This window comes from Koromonas soli, assembly GCF_059726265.1.
This window is the reverse complement of sequence record NZ_AP040872.1, coordinates 911,689-934,221: the sequence shown is the minus strand read 5'-3', so window position 1 is coordinate 934,221 and position 22,533 is coordinate 911,689. Positions and strand designations below refer to the sequence as shown.

Sequence of the window (22,533 nt, the reverse complement as noted above, 5' to 3'; positions counted from 1 at the left end):
CCTTTCCAGCCCCTCCTGCAACTCAATAACCCACGTTCGTGCTACACCCGTGATCTTGCAGTTGTTCACCGACTCCGCCGTCGTTTCGTTGAGCAAAAAAGATACATCCTCTCGGAAAAAAGATACATCTTCTCTGAACCAAAACAGCTTCTCAGAAGTTGTCTTGTGAGGGAGGGATGATGTCTCGAAAAAGAGTGCTTCTCGGCCTGCTGTCGTTAGCGGTTTTCGTTGCAACTGTCCCTTTCGGTTGGGCGCTGGAAGAGTTGAGAGAGCTCCCAACGTTTCATAGCACGAGGCATGAACTGGACATCCTGATCCTTGCAAAGCCGAAACAGATTACGTTGGGACAGTTCACGCCGAATGCGTGGGTGTACGAGGTCTGCTACAAGAAGGACGCCATTGGCGACTCCTGTCCGGCCGGATCCGCGACGGCTTCTGAATACGGCGGAATGCGTCTGCAACTCGAGCCCGGAGACCACCTCAAGATCCGGCTTGTTAATCAGCTTCCTCCCGCGCCCCCGGACTGTGAACATGTCGATGGCCCGATGGGGGAAATGCTGGAGAATAATCCTACAAACCTGCACACTCACGGCCTGATCGTAGAACCGCGGCGCGCCACCGAGTCCGACCCCACATACGGCGACTACATCTACGTGCTCTCGTATCCCAGCGGGAAACTACCTGAGATGCAACATGCCGGCATGGATTACACCGACAAGCCCATTGACTATGACATCTACGTGCCAAAAGACCACCCATCCGGCCTGTTCTGGATACACCCACATGCACATGGACTCGCTCTGAATCAGATTTCGTATGGGCTTGCAGGAATCATTACGATTGGCTCGCCCTTCGACAACATGAACGTGCGGTCTGGCAACATACGCCACCTGACACTGAAGGACATTCAGATTCTCCCGGGCAGCCAGGTGCTGTCGCAGGAAGATCCCTCCTTCTGCAATGCCGACCCGCAACCCGGCGAACCGCCTCGGAACGGCTTCTGCGTGGGAGCGGAAGAAGCTCAGGGCGATTCCGCAGGCACCATTGGCGGCAAATGGTTCTTTACCGTGAACGGCCAGGTCTATCCTTCCGTTGCCGTGGCCCGAGGCCAGGGCGAGGTCTGGAGGCTGACAAATGCCTCAGGCAGCAGAAGCTATGAGCTCGCACTGCAGGATGATGACCACGGAAAAGATCTCGAGGTTCAGGTGCTGGCAATCGACGGCGTTGCCGTGGATTCATCCAGCCCTCTCTCTGTACTTAGCGAGCGGCTGAAGGGAAAGATCAAGCCGCAACCGTGCCAGAACGGAAAAGGAATCTGCGCGACGAGAATTCGCATGATGCCGTCTGCGCGAGTGGAGATCTGGGTGTCATCGCGGCAAGCCGAGTCTTCTCGTTCCGCTTCGCTTGTGACTTACTCTTATTCCACCGGCGCAGATGCCGATGACTGGCCGGCTGCGCGCTTGATGCATGTCACCTTCAAGAAGGGCAACGGCGCGATTCACGACACGGTAAACGTCGCCGGAGCAGAGCACACCATGCATCACATGCAAAGCTCCGAGGCGCGAATCTCCGGCGGAACACACCCGGACGAACTATCGCTGAGCCAGGCAAACGCGATCGCTGCAGAGCTGCCGAGGAAACAGGCCATCAGCCTCCACCAGCACCTTGCATCATTGTCGGCGCCTTCGGAAATTCCGAGCCCGGCCTGCAATGCACTGGCGGCGGGACATAAGCGCCGAATCTTCTTTGGAGTTCCCGCGGATAACCCGGACGGCTTTGGATTAGGTTACGAAGAACTCGATGCCAACGGAAATCCGGTTCCGGGCACGTTTGAGGACATCACTGCCTTCGATCACACGTTCATCAACGTTTGTCTGCCGCTGGCGAAAGGAAACATGCCTGTAACGGAAGGATGGGAACTTGTGAACGTTGCGTCAGAGGATCACAACTTCCATATTCACCAAACGAAGTTCAAGGTGGTCACGCCTGCGACCAGCGGAGTGGAGGCCGGGGCGCTGATGGATAACGTGCCGGTGCCGCATGGGAGTGATGGCTGCGATGGAAGTATCGCCACCTGGCGTTCGGGAGCTTGCACCGTCGCCCCCGTCGCAGTGCAGATTCCCTTCAGCCAAGTAGGAGACTTCGTGTACCACTGTCACATCCTGGAGCACGAAGATGGAGGAATGATGGCTCACATTCGCGTCGTTCCTTACCTGCCATAACAGGCGACCCGACTAGCACCGCATCATCGCCAGGTAACTCACCACCTCACCATGACGTGAGTTACCTGGCGGGCAAACAGGCGACGCCTACCCTCCCTCATGGACCAACTGCGAGATACCCTGTTTCACCCACCCCTAGTGGTACACTCATCTTCATACCCCAAAACTGAGTGAGTGCACCCTTGTCTGTTCCCGCGCAGAATAGCCGTTCCGCAGTGTTGCTGATCAGTTGCCCCGATCGCAGAGGCCTGGTTGCGATCATCTCCGACTTCGTCTTCCGCCATAACGGAAACATCCTCCACGCCGACGAGCATCGCGATGCCGAAACCAACCTCTTCCTCATGCGTGTCGAGTTCGACCCTGCCGGAATGGATGTCACCCTCGATGAGTTGCAGGACGAGTTCTCTCACATCGCTGAGCGCTTCTCTATGCAGTGGCGTCTCGCAAAGGGCAAGCGCCGCCCGCGCATGGCCATCATGGTTTCGCAATACGACCACTGCCTCGCCGATCTCCTGTACCGCCATCGCGCCGGAGAACTCGACTGCGACATCCCCGTCGTGCTTTCCAATCACAAAGCGTGCGAAAGCATGGCCCAGTTCTACGAAGCCAACTTCGTCCACCTCCCCGTCACCCGCGACACCAAGCGAGAGGCCGAACAGCAGCAGGTTGCGCTCCTTCGCGAACACCAGTGCGATGTCATAGTGCTCGCGCGTTACATGCAGATTCTCTCCCCCGCGTTCCTCGCTGAGTTTCCCAACCAGATCATCAACATCCACCACTCGTTCCTGCCCGCATTCATCGGAGCCCGTCCCTACCATCAGGCTTTCGAGCGTGGAGTAAAACTGATCGGAGCTACCAGCCACTTTGTTACCGAGATACTCGACGACGGCCCCATTATCGAGCAGGCCGTCGTTCGCATTTCCCATCGTGATGCTGTGGAAGATTTGATCCAGAAAGGCCGCGACCTCGAAAAGGTCGTGCTCTCGCGTGCCGTTCGCTGGCACCTCGAAAATCGCGTATTGCTCTACGGCAAGAAGACCGTGGTGTTCGACTAATCTCTAGTCGAATCTTCCCGCAATCGCCGTCTGGCAGTGCACACACTGCCCCTGCCTTACGTCGCACTGCTCCACTGCGTGCCAGCTACGCCTGATGATCGTGCGTCCGCATCCCGGACACACCGTATTCCCGCCCTCCGGCGTGATGATGTTCCCCTCGTACGCGTACTTCAATCCGCGTTCCTGCGCCAGCTTTCTCGCCCTGTGAATCGTCTCCGGTGGCGTGCGCTCGCGATCCAGCATCTTGTAGTCCGGATGGAAAGCTGTGAAGTGCAGTGGAACCTCGTCTCCCAACTCTCTCAATATCCACTCGCAGAGCTGACTCGTTTCCTCCGGAGCATCGTTCAGCCCGGGGATCATCAGGTTCGTCATCTCGAACCAGACGTTTGTTTCATTCTTCAGCCAGCGCAGCACATCCAGCACCGGAGTCAGGTGCGACAACGTGATCTTGCTGTAGAAGTTCTCCGTAAATCCCTTGATGTCGATGTTCGCCGCGTCGATGTGCTGATAGACTTCGAAGAATGGTTCTCGCGTGATGTATCCATTCGATACCATCACCGTCTTGAGCCCTGCTTCATGGGCAGCCTGCGCAATATCGATTACGAACTCCGCCCAGATCGTCGGCTCATTGTAGGTAAATGCCACTGAAGGCGAACCATGGGCAATCGCCAGACCCACGATCTGCTCCGGCGACATATGCCCCGAACCGTGCTGCACCGTGCGTGCTTTGCTGATGTCGAAGTTCTGGCAGAACTGGCATCCCAGGTTGCAGCCCGCCGTCCCCATCGAGAGGATCGGCGACCCGGGATAGAAGTGAAACAGTGGCTTCTTCTCAATCGGATCGATGGCCATCGAAGCTGGCCTGCCGTAGCCCAGTTGCACTAGCTCCCCGCCTACATTCTCGCGAATGAAGCAGAACCCGTGCTGGCCTTCTCCGATGTGGCAGTGACGAGGACACAGGTAGCAGTGGATACGCCCATCCGGCAGCGTCTCCCACCAGCGTGCAGCATGTTGAACCGTGGTAGCCATCGCAAACACCTTGAAGCTTTTGCACCCTGATTTGCGTATATCTAGATGCGCGCGGCTTCGCTGGCGTTCAAATCGGCGCTGGCGCGCAAACCTGCTAGTAGCGCGACACCTTGGGATCGATCTCCTGCGACCACTTGTCGATTCCGCCAGCCATCGATTGCACCAGATCGTAGCCCTGTTTGCGCAGCCAGTCCGTTACCGAGAGCGAACGTGCTCCATGATGGCAATACACCACAATGTGCTGGTCAGGATCGAGTTCCTGCATCCGAGCCGGAATCTCTGCCATCGGAATATGCTCGCTCGGCTCAATGCTCGCCGTCTGCCGTTCCCATCCTTCGCGCACATCAAGCAGCACGATGTCACCCTTGCTGTCCTGCAGCTTCTTCACATCCTGCGGCGTAATCTCGTAGTCCATAGAGTTGGCTCAGTAATAGGTCTTGCGCATTGCAAATAGACAGTGCTCGTCCACAACCATGTCCGGCGTGGAAATCACTACATTATCTGCACCGCAACATGGGCAAACGGGGGTTTCGCCCTCATCCCAGAAATCTTCGATCTCTGCATAGGTAAATAGCCGGTAGCAATTTGTACACCCACACGGTGTATCCGGAGCTTCTGCATCGCGCGACATATTTAGAGCATAGCATTGCCGCCCCTGTGGCATCTCGCGCTCAATTTTGCGCAACAAAAACCGAAAATGAGTTCAGAAACCGCTTCGAACTCGTTCTCCCAACCTTTCCCGAGAGGCAGAATTCATGGCCAGCTTCATCAAAGACGTCGAAGAGATTCGTCAGCGCGCAATGCGCAAACTGGAAGACGGTGCTGTCACCGAGTCCTATAAACTCGACAAAGATCAGGCAGTCTCCATTCTCAACGAGGCACTCGCCACCGAAATTGTTTGCGTGCTCCGCTACCAGCACCACTACTTCATGGCTTCCGGAGTGCACGGCCGCAGCGTGGCGAAAACCTTCAAGCGGCACTCCGACGAAGAGCGCGAGCACGTTGACGAAATTGCCGAGCGCATCCAGCAACTCGGCGGAAAGCCTGACTTCAATCCCAAAACACTCGTCGAGCGTTCCGTCGCCCACTATGTCGAAGGCGAGTCACTTGGTGACATGATCCGCGAAGATCTCATCGCCGAACGCATGGTAATCGATGTCTATCAGCGCATCATCGAGCACTTCGGCCTCAAGGACCCCACCACGCGCTCACTTTTCGAACACATCAAGGCCGAGGAAGAGGATCACGCCGACGAATTAAGCGAACTACTCTTCGTCGTCGATCCGCGCACCGGAGAAGGTCGTGGCGAAGCTCCCGGCATCGATGAAAGCGCTCAGAGTTCTTCGGTGAAGCCCGAGACGCCGGAAGAATTCACTCTCGTTGAGCGCGCCCTCGCCGATCATCGCGAAGACCGTCTGCGACTCGAAGGCGAGTCCGAAGCCCCCGGCAAAGCCATTGGTGGCGTCGGCGGACGGCCCATGAACCGCCGCACCCAACCCGCCGAAGCCGACGACAGCGAGGCAGCCGATCACGTCAACGAGGGCGGCATGCAGGGCACCAACCGCTCACCCAAAGTCCTCGAAAAGCAGCGCAAAAACCGCATCGCCTAATCCAACACAAAGGGCAGGAATCGAATTCCTGCCCTTAATTCCCCGCAACCTTGCCAGCCTTGAAACTTTTGAAACTTTGAAACCTAGCTCTTTAACTCCACCATCAGCCCATCAATCTCCTCGCGCTGCGACGCCGTAAGTGGCAGCAGCGGAAGCCGCGGATTCCCGCCATAGAAGCCGTTGAGGTCGGACGCATACTTCACTCCGGCGATTCCCAGTTCGCTCACAATGCGAATGCATGCGGCCTCAACGCGCTGCTGCTTTTCCGCCGCCAGCTTCTGGTCGTCGTCCTTGAACGCTGCATAAATCTCATAGCAAGCCGTCGGCGCACACGCCGCGAACGCCAGGATGCCACCCACCGCGCCCGCCTTCAGCAACGCGTGAATCTTGTGTCCCGATCCTGCCAGCGTCTGGAATCCCACCTCTTTCGAACGTGTGCGCAGGTTCCCCATCACCTGCACCGCCGATGATGAAGGAGCCTGTGTTGCCGCCGCTTTTGAAGCCGTGGCCGCCAGAGCTCCAGCCGTGACCAGCTCTCCCACCGGCGCCGCAGTTGCCTTCTGAATCATGCGCCCCGTTACCGGCAGGAACTCGTGAGTCACGCGCGCTTGTCGCTTCACATGGCGCGTCTTCTGCACCATCCGCTCCACCTTCGCCAGGTCGCCTGAAGATTCCTTGATGCCGATGATATTGCCATGCTCCGCCAGCTCAGCAATCACTTCCACCGGCAGATCGTACCCCGTGCACTGCGGAAAGCTGTACAGCACCACAGGTATCGGCGATTTGTCGGCCACCGTCCGGAAGTAATTGAGCATCACCGGAGCCGTCATCTGTGAGCGGTAAAAGTGCGGCGTGCGCACCATCGCCACGTCATATCCGAGCGACGCTGCAAGTTCGCACGACTCAATAGTCTCGCGCACCGACTCATGCCCGCAGCCGGCAATCATCACCTTCTCCGGAGCCGCCGCCGTGATCGCCGCGCGAAGCACTTCGCGCTGCTCTTCGCAGTCGAGCATCACGGCCTCGCCGGTTGATCCCAGTACAACGACTCCCGCGATGGGTCCTTTTGTGTAGCGATCGACGTTATGCTCAAGCTTTTTAAGGTAAACACGTCCGTCGGAGTAGAAAGGCGTAGTGATGGCGGCAAAGATTCCGTTAAGCAACATGACACTTCATTGTAGTGCAAGCAGTCCGCCGCATCACAGTGCAAACCGTGCGCGTTCCGCAGCCGCTCGCCACAAAAAAGTAACCCGGCCATCGGGGCCGGGCGAAGTGGAACAATTCAGGGGAAGAATGAGTGACCCGCACAACGAGGTCCAAGCTATCCATGGCCGCCCGATTCAAGAAACCGTATCGGCCGCAAACACAGCATCGCAAACTATCATCCGGTTGTGAAATTCATTCTTTCTATCGAGGAGATAACCAAAGCTTTCTCACCTCTCCCCGCGCACCGTTCGCAGGGCTAAAGCATCCAATTCCGTATGTCCATTACACAGACAGCATTTTTGGGCGGAGGTTGTTTCTGGTGCGTAGAGGCCGCTCTGCAACAGCTCGATGGCGTAGTCCGCGTTGAAAGCGGATATATGGGCGGCGATCTCGACCACCCCAGCTACGAGCAGGTCTGCGCCGGCAACACCGGACACGTTGAAATCGTGCGTGTCGAATTCGACCCCTCTTTGATTTCCTATTCAGAGCTGCTCGAAGTCTTCTTCACTGCTCACGATCCCACTACGCTCAACCGTCAGGGCAACGATGTTGGCACGCAATATCGCTCCGTAATCTTCTACGCCAACGACACTCAGCGACAGGACGCCGAGCGTGTCATCGCCGATCTCACCGCAAAAGACGTCTTCGACGGTCCCATCGTCACGGCCGTCGAGCCCGCGAGCACATTCTGGAAAGCCGAGGACTACCACCAGAACTATTTCGCCAACAATTCAAACCGGCCCTATTGCCTGTTCGCCGTCGCGCCCAAGGTCGCCAAGGTGCGGGCAAAATACTCCGAACGCATCAAACGCGCTAGCTAGAGCAGATTGCTTCAGATTTGTCGGGACTTGTTAATTGACCGCGGCGGCTTCGGGAGCGGATTGCTGCGAAGTCGCCCGCTTCACGATGGCGTCGATCAGCGCGGGAACCGTGTATTCCGCCGGTTGTACATCGACATTCAGCTCGAACTGCCGCAGTGTTTCCGATGTCACCGGACCGATGGATGCGTTGAGCACGCCTTCCACCAGTCTCGATTTTCCCGAGCGGATACCAAGCAACGCGACATAGTTCTTCACCGTTGACGCGCTCGTGAATGTAATGAAGTGTGGACGCCTTGCCTGATCGCGCAACACCGCCCGCAACTCCACTCGTGAAGACTGCGGAATTACCGTCTCATACGCTTCCACAACGTCCAGGAACGCACCCATCTGCCGTATCTCGCGAGGAATCACGTCGCGCGCAATTTTTGCCCTGCACAACAGCACGCGTTTCCCTCGAATCTTGTCGGCCAGTGCTTCCACCACAGACTCCGCGACATACTCCTTCGGCGTCACCGCGACCTTCAGACCCTCTTGTTCGATTGCCTTCCGTGTCGCCGGACCAATCGCCACAATGTTCAGGTGTGCAAGCACACGCTTGGGAATATTCAGCAGCGCCATGCGGTCGAACATCGCCCGAACGCCGTTGACGCTCGTCAGGATCAGCCATTCGTACTCAGCCACCAGCTTCAGCGACTCATCCAGACATTTGTAGGAGCGGGGCGGTCGAATCTCTATGAATGGAATTTCGTACACTGTCGCGCCGAGTTCCCTCAGCCCTAATGACAGTGCTCCAGACTGGTCTTTGGCGCGGGAGACGAGAATGCGCCAACCTTGCAGAGGTCCGGTTGACGCCTTGTTCTCGATGTCTCCCATAACTGCCAGCCCTGATGCTTACCTTGGAGTTGTGCTTGCTGCGTTCTCGCTGTAAACGTCCTGCAGAATCTTGTCGCCGCCGCGCTTCAGGATCTTATTTCCCAGGCGCTGCCCCAACTCGACCGGATCGGTGCCCGTCCCAACCTCACGCAGCAGTTCGCTTCCATCCGGACGCGCACAAATCGCCGTCAGCTTGATCTCGCCGCCATTCACGACGGCATAAGCTCCAATCGGCACCTGGCATCCGCCGCCAAGCTGATTCAGCAGCGCTCGTTCGCATACCGTCGCCAGCCGCGAAGGCTCATCGTTCAGGAACTTGAGATGCTCGCGCATCACCGTATCCCCCAGCCGAATTTCGATGCCAAGGGCTCCCTGTCCCGCCGCCGAACACATCACTTCCGGCTCAATAATTTCCTTGATGTGCTCCGTTTTCCCCAGACGCTTCAGTCCCGCTGCCGCCAGAATTACGGCATCATACTCGCCTTCTTCCAGCTTGCGCACGCGGGTATCTACGTTTCCGCGCAGCGGATGAATGTCCAGGTCCGGCCGATACTGCTTCAGTTGTGCCTGTCGGCGCAAGCTGCTGGTGCCCACACGAGCTCCCTGCGGCAGTTCCTTCACACTGTTGTAGCGAATCGAGAGGAATGCATCTCGCGGATCCACTCTTTCCGTGATCGCCGCGATCTCAAAGGGACCCGGCAGCGCCGTCGGCAAATCTTTCAGGCTATGCACCGCAAGATCGACGCGCCCTTCCGACAGCGCTTCCTCGATCTCCTTGGTGAACATGCCTTTCGTGCCGACCTTCGCAAGCGCGACATCCTGAATCTTGTCGCCCGTGGTCTTGATAATCTCAAGCTCCACTTCATGCCCCTGCTTCCTGAGCAGGTCTGAGATGTGATGTGCCTGCCAGAGCGCAAGCTGTGAGCCGCGGGAACCAATACGAAGCAGAGCCATTCAACTTCCTTTATTTATTTCTGGTTTGGTTGGTCAATACCGCCGAGGTCAGCACCTGTGTCTCCACCGGCTTCTTCTCCGCAGCCACGTGTTTCGGCGCCGAATTTTCCTGCGCACTCACCTGGGCTTGACGTTTCTCTTCACGCAAGTTAAAGATCTTGCGGACAACGTCCACCACCGTGGTTGCTCCCGGATCGAGTGCTGCCGACTTTAGAGTCGTAATCGGCGTATGCATGATCTTGTTGATGATCCCGCGCGAGAGTGCTTCCACCGCCATCTCCTGCTCGGGCGTCAGATTCCCTAGTCGTCCGCGCACGCGATCAATCTCAGCCTGCCGCAGGTTCTCCAGATGCTGTTGCAGCGAAACAATCGTCGGAACCACTTCCGCCGTCTGCGCGCGCTGCTCGAACCTGCGTACTTCCTCTTCCACCAGGGCTTCGGCGCGCACTGCTTCTTTGCGCCGGTCTCCCAGGTGCGACTGAACCACCTGCTGCAGATCGTCGATGTTGTAAACGAAGATTCCGTCCAGGTCATTCAGCGCGGCGTCGATATCACGCGGAACCGCGATGTCGATAAAGAACATCGGACGGTTCTTGCGGGCCGACAGGAACTTCTCGCCATGTTCCTTGCGGAAAATCGCATGCGGCGCGCCCGTCGAGCTGATGATGATGTCAGCCCACGACGCCGTGTCATACAGGCGTTCGAAAGGCACCGCCTCGCCGTCGAATTTCTCAGCCAGCGCGACTGCGCGATCATACGTGCGGTTGGCGACGTAGATCTTCTTCGCGCCATGAGCAATCAAGTGCCGGGCCGCCAGTTCGCACATCTTTCCTGCGCCGACCAGGTACACCGACTTCCCATTGAGGCTGCCGAAAATCTTCTCTGCCAGCTCCACCGCCACCGAGGCGATCGACACCGAGGACGACGCGATCGTCGTCTCGTTGCGCACCTTCTTTGCGACCGCAAATGCCCGCGTCAGAAGTTGATCCAGCTGCGAGTTCACCGTACCTACGGCGCGTGCCGTGGCATAGGCTTCCTTCACCTGCCCCAGGATCTGCGATTCGCCCACCACCATCGAGTCCAGGCTGGAAGCGACGCGGAACACATGCTTTACCGCTTCCACTTCCTTGTGCTCGAAGATGTATGGCTCGTATTCGCCCGGAGCGAAGCCGAAGTATTCCCGCACGAAGTGCTGCAAATTGCACTCGTCGCTGCTGGAGCGCGCGAAGATCTCCACCCGGTTACAGGTAGAGACGATCATGCCCTCTTCGATCCCTTCCATCGAGGTCAGCTTGCCCAGAGCTTCAGGCAGGCGTGCCTCCGGTATGGCGAAGCGTTCACGCACTTCAACGGGGGCTGTCTTGTGATTCACGCCTAGTACAAAGAAGTTCATGGGGCGATGAACCTATGCAATCTGCTCATATAATTCGCACCCCACGCGCACACGGAAACCACGAATCCAACACTGGCCAGGTAAGCCGCTTTTCGGCCCCGCCAGCCAGCACTCCAGCGCGTGTATAGAAGTACAAGATAGATGCCCCACATCAGCAGGGACAGCAGAACCTTGGGGTCCGTGAAATACGTCGCCCCATAGCGCTCCTGGGCCACCACGGCGCCTGCCAGCAGGCCCACCGTCATAAACGGAAAGCCAAACAGCAACGCCTTGTACCCGAGTTCGTCAATCTCCTGCAATGCTGGCAACCGCGACGCCCAGCTTACCGACTGTTTGCGCTTGAGCTGGCGCGACAGTATCAGGTAAAGCAAGCTGGAGACAAAGCTAAGGAACAACATCGCGTAGCCGAACAACAGGGTGCAGACGTGGAACACGATCCAGCCGCTCCGGAAGGTCGGCGATGAAAATGCCACCGGATGCTGCGTGATCGCAGAGGAAAAGGTGAGAAGGAAAATCAGTGGGAAAATCAGTGCTGCCGGTGAGGCAGTCTTGTAACGCAGATACAAACCGGTAAAGATCAGGGCAATGATTAACGCCAGCGCGGATTCCGCCTGGCGAATGGTAAGCAGTTCGGTATATCCAAAAAGAAGGGCCGTCTCCACCAGCGATACCAAGTGGAAAACCATGCCCAAACCTACTGCGGGAGCTGCTACTCGACCCGAACGCTCTCCCCTTTGCCGAAGCATTAGGATTGCGTGCGTCAGGCCTACCCCGTACAGTACGGTCGCGACTCGAAGCCAGAGTAAAGGCATAAAAAATGGGTCCTTACCCACCCCTCTAAACGAACAGATTTTATGGCAAGGACGTTCCGATTATACAAAGGAGCGACTCAGCCCTAAGTGTAACTATCACTGCAACATGTGACGGACATCACATTGCAGTGATAATCTGGAAAATCGTGTTTAGATTCTACCTCTGTTTATAAGCCGAATTCCAATCTCCCATTTTCTTTTCCCGCCAGAGTCGTCCGGCAGCACTGGTTTGTCATTCCTTTCTATCGGGTGCTAACATTCCATTCTTAAAGTTGTTTCAGGAGGCAATACATGGCTGATGAAAGCTGCAGCGGTGGCGGAATCGTATGGTTTCTTGCAGGGCTCGGCATAGGAGCCGCCCTGGGCGTACTCTACGCACCCAAGTCTGGACGCGAGACTCGTGAGTCCATCCTCCACGCGGCTGAAGAGAGCCGCGATATGGTTCAGGAACAGGCCCGCAAGTACAAGGAACAGGCACAGCAATGGGCCGACCGGAGCAAGGAGGTGCTTGAGCAGCAAAAGGATAATCTGCGCTCTGCCTTTGAAGCTGGCCGTCAGGCATACCGCGACGCAAGCCAGGAACCGATTCCCGAGCCCGGCGCCCCCAAACTGTAACTTCTTCTTAGCTCTTTCGAGAGCACATGGACGGACCACATGGATCAAACACTCATCGCCTTTGTTGCGGTGACTTCGATTGCGGTCGTATTACAGATGTTGATCCTGGCGGGAATGTACATCTCCATGCGCAAAATGACTTCGCGCATGGAGGCACTCTCCACCCGCATGGAGGAGCAGGTACTTCCGCTGGTCGAGAAGGTGCGCGGCATCGTGGATGAAAGCGCGCCCATGATTCGCACCGTGGTCACCAACGTGACGGAAACCTCAGATCTGGTGCGCGCCCAGGTTGGCCGCATCGACGGAACCGTCAGCGAGGTTACCGAACTCGTCCACGCGCAAGCCCTGCGTGCCGATGAACTTGCCACCCGCACCATGCAGCGCATCGACATCACTGCCTCGGCTCTGCAGCATGGTGTAATGGTCCCCGGCCGCCGCATTTCTGCCGTCCTCGATGGCGTTATGGCCGGTTTTCAACAGTTAACCTTCGGCCGCCGCGCTCATCGCGAGAATGGCAACGGCAGAACCCCCGAATAGCGATACGCATTTCTACCAAGATAAAGAGCAGAGGCACACCCTCTGCTCTTTTCTTTTGCATCACAGCGTTGTCTCTCGAACTTTGAAACCCGGCCACGCTGGCCGCAATCGAACATCTTTGTTCCTGAAAGTCAAAGGGGGTATGCCGATGTACGACATGAAGAACTTGAAGCGGCTCAAGAAACTGGGAGAGTTTTCGCCCGAGGGCATGAAGGCTTTCGTAGCTTTCGACAAAGCCGCCATGGCCGAGGGCGCCATTCCCGTGAAGTACAAAGAGCTCATGGCCCTCGCCGTGGCCTTTACCACGCAGTGTCCTTATTGCATCGAGATCCATTCCGGCAAGGCGCGCGAAGCCGGAGCGTCCGACCAGGAAATCTCCGAAGTTGTCCTCGTCGCCGCCGCCCTCCGCGCCGGAGCCGCCGTCACCCACGGCACCCACGCCCTCCGCGACGAATAATCCCCTCAACTCGATGAACCTGGTGGCCCAGAGTTGGCGTTTTTCCAACTCTGGGTCTGATTGCATTACTCACCACTCACAATCCCACCTCCGCTCCTTACGTAATTACAAAACTATGACTTTGCACGACTCTAATACCTGCGAGAATCCGTGGTATGACTCAGCATCCGGTACTTATTCAGGGCGGCATGGGAGCAGCCGTATCTGACTGGCGGTTGGCGAGGGCGGTATCCCTCACCGGGCAACTTGGCGTAGTTTCCAGCACAGCGCTTGACACCATTCTTGCGCGCCGTCTGCAGGATGGCGATCTCGACGGCGACATGCGCCGCGGCTTGGCCATGTTTCCCTTCCCGGAAATGGCCCAGCGAATCCTCGACAAGTACTACATTCCCGGCGGACGTGCCAAGAACACCCCTTACCGCGTCGTCCCTATGCTCGCGCGCGTCAACAGCCGCGAAGCCACCGAACTGCTGATCGTCTCCAACTTCGTCGAGGTGGCACTAGCCCGCGAAGGCCACAACAACCCTGTCGGCATCAACTGCATGGAGAAGCTCCAGCTTCCACTCCTTGCATCGCTCTACGGAGCCATGATGGCCGGGGTAGGTTACGTCCTCATGGGTGCCGGAATCCCGCTCAAGGTTCCCGGCGCTCTCGATGCTTTTGCCGAGGGCCGCTCCGCCACCTATCCGCTCTCCGTCACCGGAGCGCAGCCTGACGACGATGTCATGATGAGCTTCGACCCGCAGGAGTTCTTCGGCATGCCCATGTCGCCTCTCCCGCGCCCTGTCTTCCTCGCCATCATCTCGTCCAACACCCTGGCCACCACCATGCTCCGCCGCTCCAATGGCAAGGTGGACGGATTCGTCATCGAGGGCCCCACCGCCGGCGGTCACAACGCTCCACCTCGCGGCCAAATGGTTCTAAGCGAACGTGGCGAAGCCGTGTACGGCGAGCGCGATCGTGTTGACCTTGAAAAGATTCGCCAGATGGGTGTTCCCTTCTGGCTTGCCGGAGGCTACGGCACACCCGAAAAGATCGTAGAAGCCCTCGAACTCGGAGCCGCCGGAGTTCAGGTCGGCACCGTCTTCGCGTTCTGCGAAGAGTCGGGCCTGCGTCGCGATTACAAGGAAGCTTTGCTTGCCAAGATTCAGCGTGGCGAAGGCTCGGTTTTCACTGATCCCTTCTCCTCGCCCACCGGATTCCCCTTCAAGGCCGCCCAGCTCGAAGGCACCACTTCCCAGCCTGAGGTTTATGCCAGCCGCACCCGTGTCTGCGACGTAGGCATCCTGCGCGAAGCATATCGCACCCCCAGTGGAAGCATTGCCTACCGCTGCGCCTCCGAGCCCGAGAAAGTTTACGTAAGTAAAGGTGGAAATCTGGACGACACCCGCGGCCGCAAGTGCCTGTGCAACTGCCTGCTCGCCGACATCGGACTCCAGCAGGTTCACCGCGATGGCCGCGAAGAGCCCGGCATGGTCACCACGGGAGACGACCTACAGAGCATTCTTCGGTTCATGTCCGCTGACGCCAAGCCCTACCCCGCGGCAGACACCGTGAAGACCCTTCTGAGACTTGTTCCCGCCGAGGCCCTGACCACCAGCACTCAGCCCGTGCCGCTCGTCACCGCGCCCGAGGCCGTCGAAGTCTCTCGGTCCTGATCGGTCTCAGCTCTGCGCCAGGTTCGTGGTTCCGCCATTCCACAGCCTGGCGCATTCTCTCATCTGCTGCTCCATCCTTGGCAAAGTCCGCCGCTCATCCCACAAATCCAACGCATACTGCCGCGCGTTCGTACTCATTCGCGCCCGTGTGTCCCGCTCGTTCGCCAGCTTCGTAACCGCCACTGATAACGCCTCGGGATTCTCCGGTTCCACCACCACACCCGCGCCCGACCTCACGATGCTTTTCGCGACTTCGCTCTCTGCATTCACCGAAGCGATCACCGGACATCCCGCCGCCAGCAGCGTCACCGTCTTTGAAGGAAACACGATGTCCGATACGACGCGCTGTTGCGTGATCAGAGCAATGTCCGTGGTCGCCAACATCTGCTTGAATTCTTCGTCCTCCAGCAGTGGAAGAAAGCGAACTTTCCCAAGCTCTCGTGCCTTCGCCATAAACTCCAATTCCCGCCGCATCGCCCCGTCGCCCACAAAAAGGTATTCGATATCCCGCCGGTCCCGCGTCTGCTCCGCCGCTTCCAGAATCACTCCGAGCCCCTGCTTCACGCCCATGTTGCCCGAGTGCGAGACGACCACCTTGCCTTCCAGTCCATACTTCCGGCGAAACTCCGCCGTATCCACTTGCTCGCGAATCCCGTACAGCGATGAATCCGCGCGTGGCGGAAACAGCACGACCTTCGTCGCGTCGATTCCCTTCTGCAGAATCCGCTCGCGCATTCCTTCGGTGATCGTGCTTACCAGCGCCGCGTTTTCATACGCCATGCGCTCCAGGCCATAGAGCATCCGGGTCAGCCGTCCCTCTTTTACCATACCCAGTTCCACCGCCGCGTCTGGCTGTAGGTCCTCGACATCGAATACAAACGGCACGTTCCAAATCCGGCTCAGCGTCACCGCCGTCATCGCCAACCCAAGCGGCGGAGACACCACAAAGATCAGATCCGGCTTCTTCGTTCCCACCGCCCGCACAAATGAGGATGCCAGGAACGACGCCTCGTGCAGCATCCGTTTTTTCGTGCTCACCTTCCGAGGCACATACATCCACGAGCGCAGAATTCGCACTCCATTCCGCGTCTCGCTCCCCAGCAATTTGTGTCGATATGCTTCCGGCACTCGCCATTCCGGATAATACGGAGGCCCCGTGCAGATGGTTACGTCATGCCCTTGCGAAGCCAGAAACTCGCAGCGCCAGGTGTTAAAAGCAGCGATCCCAGTAGTGTCAGGCCAGTAGTTGATGCTCAGAACAAGTATGCGCAATCCCAGATCCCATTCGGCTTCTATGAGCCGATAAATCGTGCGTACAAACTGCGAGCCACGCCCGTATCCGTCGTGCCCTTAATAATCGCCCTTCCATCCGGAAACAGCGTCATCTCGTACGGCGAGCGCTCAAACTTCAAAACATATTCCGTGTACCGCACCGAGCCATGCGCCGAAAGCCGCGCCTCAAGTTCTGCAAAATTGATGGGCCTGTGCCGCTCATGAATCTGCACCGAGTTCCGCCCACACATTGATATATGTGGATGTGCTCTCCCCGATAGATACGTAAACTCGCGCTTCTGGCACACATTGCAATCTGTTCGCGCACGGTCGGCCTTTACCTCCGAGCCATCGTTGTGCCATGCGTCTATCGATTTCAAAGTGCGGCGCATCTTGTCCCTTGCTCCCACCAGGAACTTCATCGCCTCCATCACCGTGATCGACCCAATCAGGTTCACCGCCGGATTCAGGATGCCGCCCGTCTCGCAAGTCTCAATCGCTCCCGTTGGCGACTGCGGAAAAACGCAGGCCAGGCACGCCGTCTCCCCCGGCAGTATGTTCATCGAAACTCCATAGCTGCCCACTGCCGCCGTGTAGATCCATGGCCGCCCCTCGCGAATCGCGTAATCGTTTAGCAGGTAGCGCGTCTCAAAATTATCCGTTCCATCCAGGATCAGATCGACATCTTCCAGCAGGTCTTCGCAGTTCTCCGGAGTCAGATCCTCGACATGCGACTCCACCGTCACCATCGAATTGATCTGTTGCAGCTTTCGTTGCGCAGCCACCGCCTTAGGCAGCGACTCCGCCGCATCCTGCTCATCAAACAGCACCTGCCGCTGCAAATTACTCGACTCGATGTAGTCGCGGTCGATAATCCGCGTATACCCCACACCCGCGCGCACCAGCAGTGAACTCAATACCGACCCCGTAGCCCCGCACCCCACGATTGCCACGCGAGCCTTCGCCAGCTTCTCCTGCCCTTCCGCGCCAATGCCCGGAAATAGCACCTGCCTTGAATAGCGTTCATCAATTGTCGGCATAAATCCATCATACATGCCGAGTCGCCCTGACTCTTGGCACAGAGTTGGAACAGAATAGGTGGCCCAGGGTTGGCGTTTTCCAACTCTGGGTTCCACACCTTGCCTCCCCGACTCCCCGGGCAACGTTCCTTCGCAATTTGCCTTCCATCCCGATTCATGAAGCGACTCAGTACCGCACCTCCCGCACTTTTCATCTTTGCAATCTCCGCGTTGTTCGCCACCAACAGCCCTCGTGCGCAATCCACCCAGCAACGCCCCGTCCTGCGCAAGGTCGCGACTTTCGATCTTCCCGGCCCTTTGGGCAAGCGCTTTGACTACCTCACCATCTGGCCCGAGCGCAACCTGCTGTTCTCCTCGCATCTTGGAGCGGGCAAGTTGTACGTCATCGACCTCGCCACCAACAAAGTCCTACACACCATCGATGACCTTCCCGGCATCGAAGCCGTCGAAATCGCACCCGACGTTCAAAAGGCTTACACCTCCAACTGGGGCGAACACAAAATTGGCGTTATCGACCTGAAGCAAATGAAAGTCATAAAGAAGCTTCCTGTCGAAAACAAACCTGACGGCATCGCCTACGCCGCGCCTTTCCACAAAATGTACATCTCCGATGAACGCGCCAAGGCCGAGGTCGTCATCGACGTTCTGCGCGACGAGATCGTCAAGTCCATCAAGTTCGACAGCGAAACAGGAATGCCGCAGTACGACCCCGTCGGCAAACACATATGGGTCAATCTGCAGGACAAAAATCTCACCGCCGAAATTGAGCCCGCCACCGACACCGTGCTCGGACGTTATCCCGTAGGCCGCTGCGAAGGCAACCATGGAATGACCATCGATCCCCAGCACCACCGCGCATTTCTTGCCTGCGAAGGCAACAACCTCATGACCGTCTTCGACCTCGAAAATCACAAAGCCATCGCCTTTCTTCCCATGGCTCCCGGGGCCGACGTCATAAAATTCGACTCAGGCCTTCAGCGCATCTACGCCGCCTGTAACAGCGGAGCCATCTCGACCTTCCATCAGGACGACCCCACTCATTACCGCAAACTGCAGGACTTCCCGGTCGAGAAGAAAGTCCATTCCTTCGCCCTTGACCAAGCGACGCACCGTCTCTATACGCCCGAGGAGCAGAGAGACGGCAAGCCCGCCTCCACCATGGAAATCTACGAACCCATCCACTGACTCTGCTCCATTGCACAGGGTATAAATCTCAGGTGCTGATCAGGCCAAACTCGGCGATAGAGTAAAGTGACGTATGCGAATTTTCACAATTGCCATCGCCGCACTGTCCATTGCTGGCTTGCCTTGGTCCGCGCAGTCTTCCGGCCTGCCCCAGCAGCACTCTTCGGACACGCCGGTGCTAATGACCCCCGCCGACCTTCAGTCGCTCCCCTCCAAACCGGCGGATCATCGGCTGGCCTATGGCAAGGATCCAAATCAGTTTGGTGATTTGCGGGTTCCGGCAGGAGCTGGGTTGCATCCGGTTGTCGTTCTCGTGCATGGCGGTTGCTGGAAAGCCGAGTACGCCACATTGCGCGATCTCGCACCGATGGCAGACGAACTGAAGCGCGACGGAATCGCTACCTGGAACATCGAGTATCGGCGTCTGGGACAGTCAGGAGGCGGCTGGCCAGGCACTTACCTCGACGTGGGACACGCCCTCGATCACCTTCGCGAACTCTCAGCCCAGTACCACCTCGACCTTGCACGCGTTGTCGTCCTCGGTCACTCTGCGGGCGGACATCTGGCAATGTGGTCGGGAGTGCGTCAGCACTTACCCAATGACAGTGCGATCTACATCGCGAATCCACTGCCCATTCGGGGAGTCATTAATCTTGCGGGCACGATTGATATGACACAGAACATCGACCACATGGCAGAGGAGTGCAAGGATCCCGTCGTAACCGAAATGCTTGGTGGAACTCCGGCCTCCGTGCCGCAGCGATATAAGCAAGTCTCCGCCAGCGCTATGCTGCCACTGGGTGTCCCGCAAATCCTGATCTGGGGCGAGAAAGAAAACATTGTTCCCCGGCCACTCGCCGAAGAGTACGTCCGCGTGGCGACGAAAGCGGGTGATCAAACTCGTTTAATAGTGGTTCCGGCCGTGGGACATTTCGAAACGCCTAGCCCAGCCTCCTCTGCGTGGCCAACCGTTCGCAAGGCAATTCAATCGCTGCTGACGAAGTGACACTATCCTCGCACGCAGCGAGAGCAGGATTCCTCGAGGATCCGTGAGCGCCCTGCGAGTGCCGCACTGAGGACGAAGCATTTCGTCCGCGGCCGACTTATCTCTTCCCTGCCAAATATCGCGTTTTCCAAACAAGCCAGAGTCGTTACAGAACAGTTTCTCAGCATGCTTCGCATCCATCACCCTGCACGGTGACTGCAGTCATAGCGGGTTCGGGACGCGCGAGAGACTATGTGCGGTTAGCGTCGAGCCGAGGTGTGCAATGTTATCTCAGGGCGCTGAACACGACATTCAGGCTGGGCAAGGCGAAGCGAAGTTTCACCCCCTTTCCGAACACGAGGCGCAGCGCCGCCTGCGCGATGTTGGTCCAAACACGCTTCCCACCTACAAGCCTCCCACCTTGACCCGTATCACTCTGGAGAGTCTCCGCGAGCCAATGGTTCTACTCCTCGTCGGAACCGGGCTCATCTACCTCTTCATCGGTGACATTCGCGAGGCGATTGCAATCATCATCAGCATCCTCGTCGTCATCGGTATATCTGTCACGCAGAGACGAAAGACAGAGCGCACACTCGATGCCCTGCGCGACCTAACCAGCCCGCGCGCGCTCGTAATCAGGAAAGAAGGCACAAGGCGAGTCGCTGCGCGTGAACTGGTGCCCGGCGACATCTTCGTTCTCAATGAGGGCGACAGAATTCCAGCCGACGGCACAGTACTCGAGTCCGTGCTGCTCGGAGTTGACGAATCACTGCTTACAGGTGAGAGCTTTCCCGTGGAAAAATCCGCCTCGAGCGGCCCTTCCCAAATTCAGCTAAGCGGAACGACCCAGGTTTACTCGGGCACTCTGGTTGTGCGAGGACATGGGATCGTGCGTGTCTCCGCCACCGGCGCACGATCGCAAATCGGAAAGATCGGCCACGCTCTGACTCAAACAACAACCGAGTCAACAAAACTCGAGCGAGAGAGCAATCGACTCGTTCGCCTATTCGGCACTGTCAGCCTTATGGTGTGCATCGTCGTTGCCGTGCTGTACGGCGTTATGCGAGGAGATTGGACGAAGGGTGCCATCTCCGCACTTGCGCTTGCAATCTCGCTCGTTCCGGAAGAGTTCCCCCTTGTACTCACAATCTTCATGGCACTTGGCGCCTGGAGAATATCGCAGAAGAAAGTACTTACTCGCCGCTTTCCTGCAATAGAAATGCTTGGGTCCGCCACCGTCATCTGTGTCGATAAAACGGGCACACTTACAGAGAACCGCATGACTGTCCGGCACGTACAGCCACTGTCTAACTCCGACAGCACAATCGACTCTCAGGAGGTGCTGAGGACCGCTGCCCTCGCCTCCGCCCAGATCACATCCGACCCTGTAGATAAAGCAATGACAACAGCCGCAGGCCCAGTACTTGCGCCGGGAACTTTGCTCCAGGAATATCCGCTCTCCTCCGAGTGTATGCTGGTAGCGAAAGCATATAGAAACTCTGACCAGACGATTGTCATCGCCGCGAAGGGCGCTCCAGAAGAGATCCTGAAGCTTTCGACATCTTCACAGGCCATTCGGGAGCAGTTTCGTTTACTCCTCAAGCGCATGACTGACGATGGCATGCGCGTGCTTGCCGTGGGACGCCAACAGGTCGGAGCCGCCTCTTTGCCCGCATCCAAGTCTGCTCTTCAACTCGATGTCCTCGGACTCGTCGGAATGGCAGATCCGATTCGCCCCACGGTTCCAGCCGCCATTTCCGAACTCGCCCGAGCGGGCATCCGCGTGGTTATGATCACTGGCGACTACCCCGGCACCGCAATGAGCATTGCGCGTCAGGCTGGACTGCCCAACTCAAACATCTCTCTCACCGGCGATGAATTGGAGTCCTTGGATGCAGACGCACTGCGCAACCACCTGCGTACCTGCAACGTGTTCGCGCGTGTGCGTCCGGATCAGAAGTTGCGATTGGTTGAGGCTCTGAAGGCAAACGGCGAAGTCGTTGCCATGACCGGCGACGGGGTGAATGACGCGCCTGCGTTGAAAGCTGCGCACATCGGCATCGCCATGGGCGCTCGAGGATCAGATGTTGCCCGGGAAGCCGCCGCACTCGTGTTGGCTGACGATGACTTCCCGGCAATTGCCGACGCCGTCCGCCTCGGACGCAGGATTTTTGACAACCTGACGAAAGCCGTGCGATATGTATTCGCCGTGCACGTTCCAATCGCCGGACTGGCGGTTCTCCCTGTCGCCTTGAACTGGCCAATTCTGTTGATGCCCTTACATATTGTCTTCTTTGAGTTGATTGTGGACCCTGCATGTACCGTCGCCTTCGAAGCCGAACCGGAAGAGCCGGGCATTATGCAACGGAAGCCTCGGCCCGAGAGGGCAAAACTGTTTGGAGCATCCACCGTTGCGGTCGGCCTGCTCCAGGGGTTTGGATTGTTCGCGTCCGTACTCGCCGCTTTTGTGCTTGCAAGGAGCTGGGGGCACGCGCCTGAAGATGCGAGGGCCATCGCGTTCAGTGCGCTGGTTGCAGGCAATCTCATGCTCATCTGGACGAACCGTTCCGCAACCAAAACCGTATTCGAAACAATACGAGTCAGGAACATCGCTTCGCTGTTTGTCACCATCGGAACCATCGCAGCATTACTCATCGTTCTCTACGTTCCGACCATTCGCTCTGTCTTTCAGTTTTCATTCCTGCACACAAATGATCTGCTTACGGCAGTTGCTCTCGGACTGCTGACGATCGCTTGGTTCGAGGTGTTGAAACTAATACATCGCAGGACACAGCATTAGCCCTTTGCG

At 57.6% G+C, this 22,533-nt stretch carries 20 protein-coding genes; 11 read left to right on the top strand and 9 right to left on the bottom strand.

Annotation, left to right across the window (positions count from 1 at the left end; translation table 11 throughout):
- The first annotated feature begins 176 nt into the window (after nucleotides 1–176).
- Together AC6IY8_RS04050 and purU are read left to right on the top strand one after the other, a co-directional pair.
- Nucleotides 177–2,222 (top strand): multicopper oxidase family protein, encoded by a 2,046-nt coding sequence (locus tag AC6IY8_RS04050; protein WP_497777414.1) that lies wholly within the window; start codon nucleotides 177–179, stop codon nucleotides 2,220–2,222.
- A gap of 182 nt (nucleotides 2,223–2,404) precedes the next feature.
- The gene (gene purU, locus AC6IY8_RS04045; RefSeq protein ID WP_497777413.1) at nucleotides 2,405–3,277 is read left to right on the top strand and encodes a formyltetrahydrofolate deformylase; all 873 of its coding nucleotides are present in this window, start codon (nucleotides 2,405–2,407) and stop codon (nucleotides 3,275–3,277) included.
- A gap of 3 nt (nucleotides 3,278–3,280) precedes the next feature.
- Here purU and amrS read toward each other — a convergent pair whose 3' ends face one another.
- Both amrS and AC6IY8_RS04035 read right to left on the bottom strand, forming a co-directional pair.
- Nucleotides 3,281–4,306 carry an AmmeMemoRadiSam system radical SAM enzyme gene (gene amrS, locus AC6IY8_RS04040; RefSeq protein WP_497777412.1) on the bottom strand — a complete coding sequence of 342 codons (1,026 nt, stop codon included), beginning with the start codon at nucleotides 4,304–4,306 and terminating at the stop codon, nucleotides 3,281–3,283.
- 94 nt (nucleotides 4,307–4,400) lie between these two features.
- Nucleotides 4,401–4,721: a rhodanese-like domain-containing protein gene (locus tag AC6IY8_RS04035; RefSeq protein WP_497777411.1), complete on the bottom strand. Its 321-nt coding sequence runs from the start codon at nucleotides 4,719–4,721 to the stop codon at nucleotides 4,401–4,403.
- 340 nt (nucleotides 4,722–5,061) lie between these two features.
- Between AC6IY8_RS04035 and AC6IY8_RS04030 the strand changes: the two genes are divergently transcribed.
- Nucleotides 5,062–5,916 (top strand): ferritin-like domain-containing protein, encoded by an 855-nt coding sequence (locus tag AC6IY8_RS04030; protein WP_497777410.1) that lies wholly within the window; start codon nucleotides 5,062–5,064, stop codon nucleotides 5,914–5,916.
- 83 nt (nucleotides 5,917–5,999) lie between these two features.
- On the opposite strand, the gene AC6IY8_RS04025 is transcribed toward AC6IY8_RS04030, so the two are convergent.
- On the bottom strand, nucleotides 6,000–7,082 hold the full coding sequence (locus AC6IY8_RS04025; RefSeq protein ID WP_497777409.1) for a dihydrodipicolinate synthase family protein: 1,083 nt from the start codon (nucleotides 7,080–7,082) through the stop codon (nucleotides 6,000–6,002).
- A gap of 315 nt (nucleotides 7,083–7,397) precedes the next feature.
- Here AC6IY8_RS04025 and msrA point away from each other — a divergent pair, with 315 nt between their 5' ends.
- Entirely contained in the window at nucleotides 7,398–7,943 is a 546-nt protein-coding gene (gene msrA / locus AC6IY8_RS04020; protein ID WP_497777408.1) for a peptide-methionine (S)-S-oxide reductase MsrA, read from the top strand.
- Between the two features lie 30 nt (nucleotides 7,944–7,973).
- Here msrA and AC6IY8_RS04015 read toward each other — a convergent pair whose 3' ends face one another.
- Genes AC6IY8_RS04015 through AC6IY8_RS04000 form a run of 4 tightly spaced genes read right to left on the bottom strand, consistent with a single transcriptional unit; the run spans nucleotide 7,974 to nucleotide 11,849 of the window.
- Nucleotides 7,974–8,816 carry a uroporphyrinogen-III synthase gene (locus AC6IY8_RS04015; protein WP_497777407.1) on the bottom strand — a complete coding sequence of 281 codons (843 nt, stop codon included), beginning with the start codon at nucleotides 8,814–8,816 and terminating at the stop codon, nucleotides 7,974–7,976.
- A gap of 18 nt (nucleotides 8,817–8,834) precedes the next feature.
- Nucleotides 8,835–9,770 (bottom strand): hydroxymethylbilane synthase, encoded by a 936-nt coding sequence (gene hemC, locus AC6IY8_RS04010; RefSeq protein ID WP_497777406.1) that lies wholly within the window; start codon nucleotides 9,768–9,770, stop codon nucleotides 8,835–8,837.
- Between the two features lie 10 nt (nucleotides 9,771–9,780).
- A complete protein-coding gene (gene hemA, locus AC6IY8_RS04005; RefSeq protein ID WP_497777405.1) occupies nucleotides 9,781–11,163 on the bottom strand; it encodes a glutamyl-tRNA reductase in 1,383 nt (460 codons plus the stop codon).
- Complete coding sequence (locus AC6IY8_RS04000) at nucleotides 11,160–11,849, bottom strand: cytochrome C assembly family protein (protein WP_497777404.1); 690 nt, start codon at nucleotides 11,847–11,849, stop codon at nucleotides 11,160–11,162. The genes hemA and AC6IY8_RS04000 overlap by 4 nt, the downstream gene beginning before the upstream one ends.
- 417 nt (nucleotides 11,850–12,266) lie before the next feature.
- Between AC6IY8_RS04000 and AC6IY8_RS03995 the strand changes: the two genes are divergently transcribed.
- The 4 genes from AC6IY8_RS03995 (at nucleotide 12,267) to AC6IY8_RS03980 (ending at nucleotide 15,242) form a co-directional block, all read left to right on the top strand.
- Nucleotides 12,267–12,590, top strand: a complete 324-nt coding sequence (locus AC6IY8_RS03995; protein WP_497777403.1) for a YtxH domain-containing protein — start codon at nucleotides 12,267–12,269, stop codon at nucleotides 12,588–12,590.
- Between the two features lie 39 nt (nucleotides 12,591–12,629).
- A complete protein-coding gene (locus AC6IY8_RS03990; protein WP_497777402.1) occupies nucleotides 12,630–13,127 on the top strand; it encodes a hypothetical protein in 498 nt (165 codons plus the stop codon).
- 157 nt (nucleotides 13,128–13,284) lie between these two features.
- Complete coding sequence (locus AC6IY8_RS03985) at nucleotides 13,285–13,584, top strand: carboxymuconolactone decarboxylase family protein (RefSeq protein WP_497777401.1); 300 nt, start codon at nucleotides 13,285–13,287, stop codon at nucleotides 13,582–13,584.
- Nucleotides 13,585–13,739: 155 nt separating this feature from the next.
- Nucleotides 13,740–15,242, top strand: a complete 1,503-nt coding sequence (locus AC6IY8_RS03980) for a nitronate monooxygenase (RefSeq protein WP_497777400.1) — start codon at nucleotides 13,740–13,742, stop codon at nucleotides 15,240–15,242.
- A 6-nt stretch (nucleotides 15,243–15,248) separates the two neighbouring features.
- On the opposite strand, the gene AC6IY8_RS03975 is transcribed toward AC6IY8_RS03980, so the two are convergent.
- Together AC6IY8_RS03975 and AC6IY8_RS03970 are read right to left on the bottom strand one after the other, a co-directional pair.
- On the bottom strand, nucleotides 15,249–16,514 hold the full coding sequence (locus AC6IY8_RS03975) for a WcaI family glycosyltransferase (protein WP_497777399.1): 1,266 nt from the start codon (nucleotides 16,512–16,514) through the stop codon (nucleotides 15,249–15,251).
- A gap of 20 nt (nucleotides 16,515–16,534) precedes the next feature.
- On the bottom strand, nucleotides 16,535–17,554 hold the full coding sequence (locus AC6IY8_RS03970) for a ThiF family adenylyltransferase (RefSeq protein ID WP_497777398.1): 1,020 nt from the start codon (nucleotides 17,552–17,554) through the stop codon (nucleotides 16,535–16,537).
- Between the two features lie 156 nt (nucleotides 17,555–17,710).
- Between AC6IY8_RS03970 and AC6IY8_RS03965 the strand changes: the two genes are divergently transcribed.
- The 3 genes from AC6IY8_RS03965 to AC6IY8_RS03955 all read left to right on the top strand — a co-directional run bounded on the left by AC6IY8_RS03965 (nucleotide 17,711) and on the right by AC6IY8_RS03955 (nucleotide 22,524).
- Complete coding sequence (locus AC6IY8_RS03965; protein WP_497777397.1) at nucleotides 17,711–18,739, top strand: YncE family protein; 1,029 nt, start codon at nucleotides 17,711–17,713, stop codon at nucleotides 18,737–18,739.
- A 73-nt stretch (nucleotides 18,740–18,812) separates the two neighbouring features.
- Nucleotides 18,813–19,745 carry an alpha/beta hydrolase family protein gene (locus tag AC6IY8_RS03960; protein WP_497777396.1) on the top strand — a complete coding sequence of 311 codons (933 nt, stop codon included), beginning with the start codon at nucleotides 18,813–18,815 and terminating at the stop codon, nucleotides 19,743–19,745.
- A 262-nt stretch (nucleotides 19,746–20,007) separates the two neighbouring features.
- On the top strand, nucleotides 20,008–22,524 hold the full coding sequence (locus tag AC6IY8_RS03955) for a cation-translocating P-type ATPase (protein ID WP_497777395.1): 2,517 nt from the start codon (nucleotides 20,008–20,010) through the stop codon (nucleotides 22,522–22,524).
- The last annotated feature ends 9 nt before the right edge of the window (nucleotides 22,525–22,533 follow it).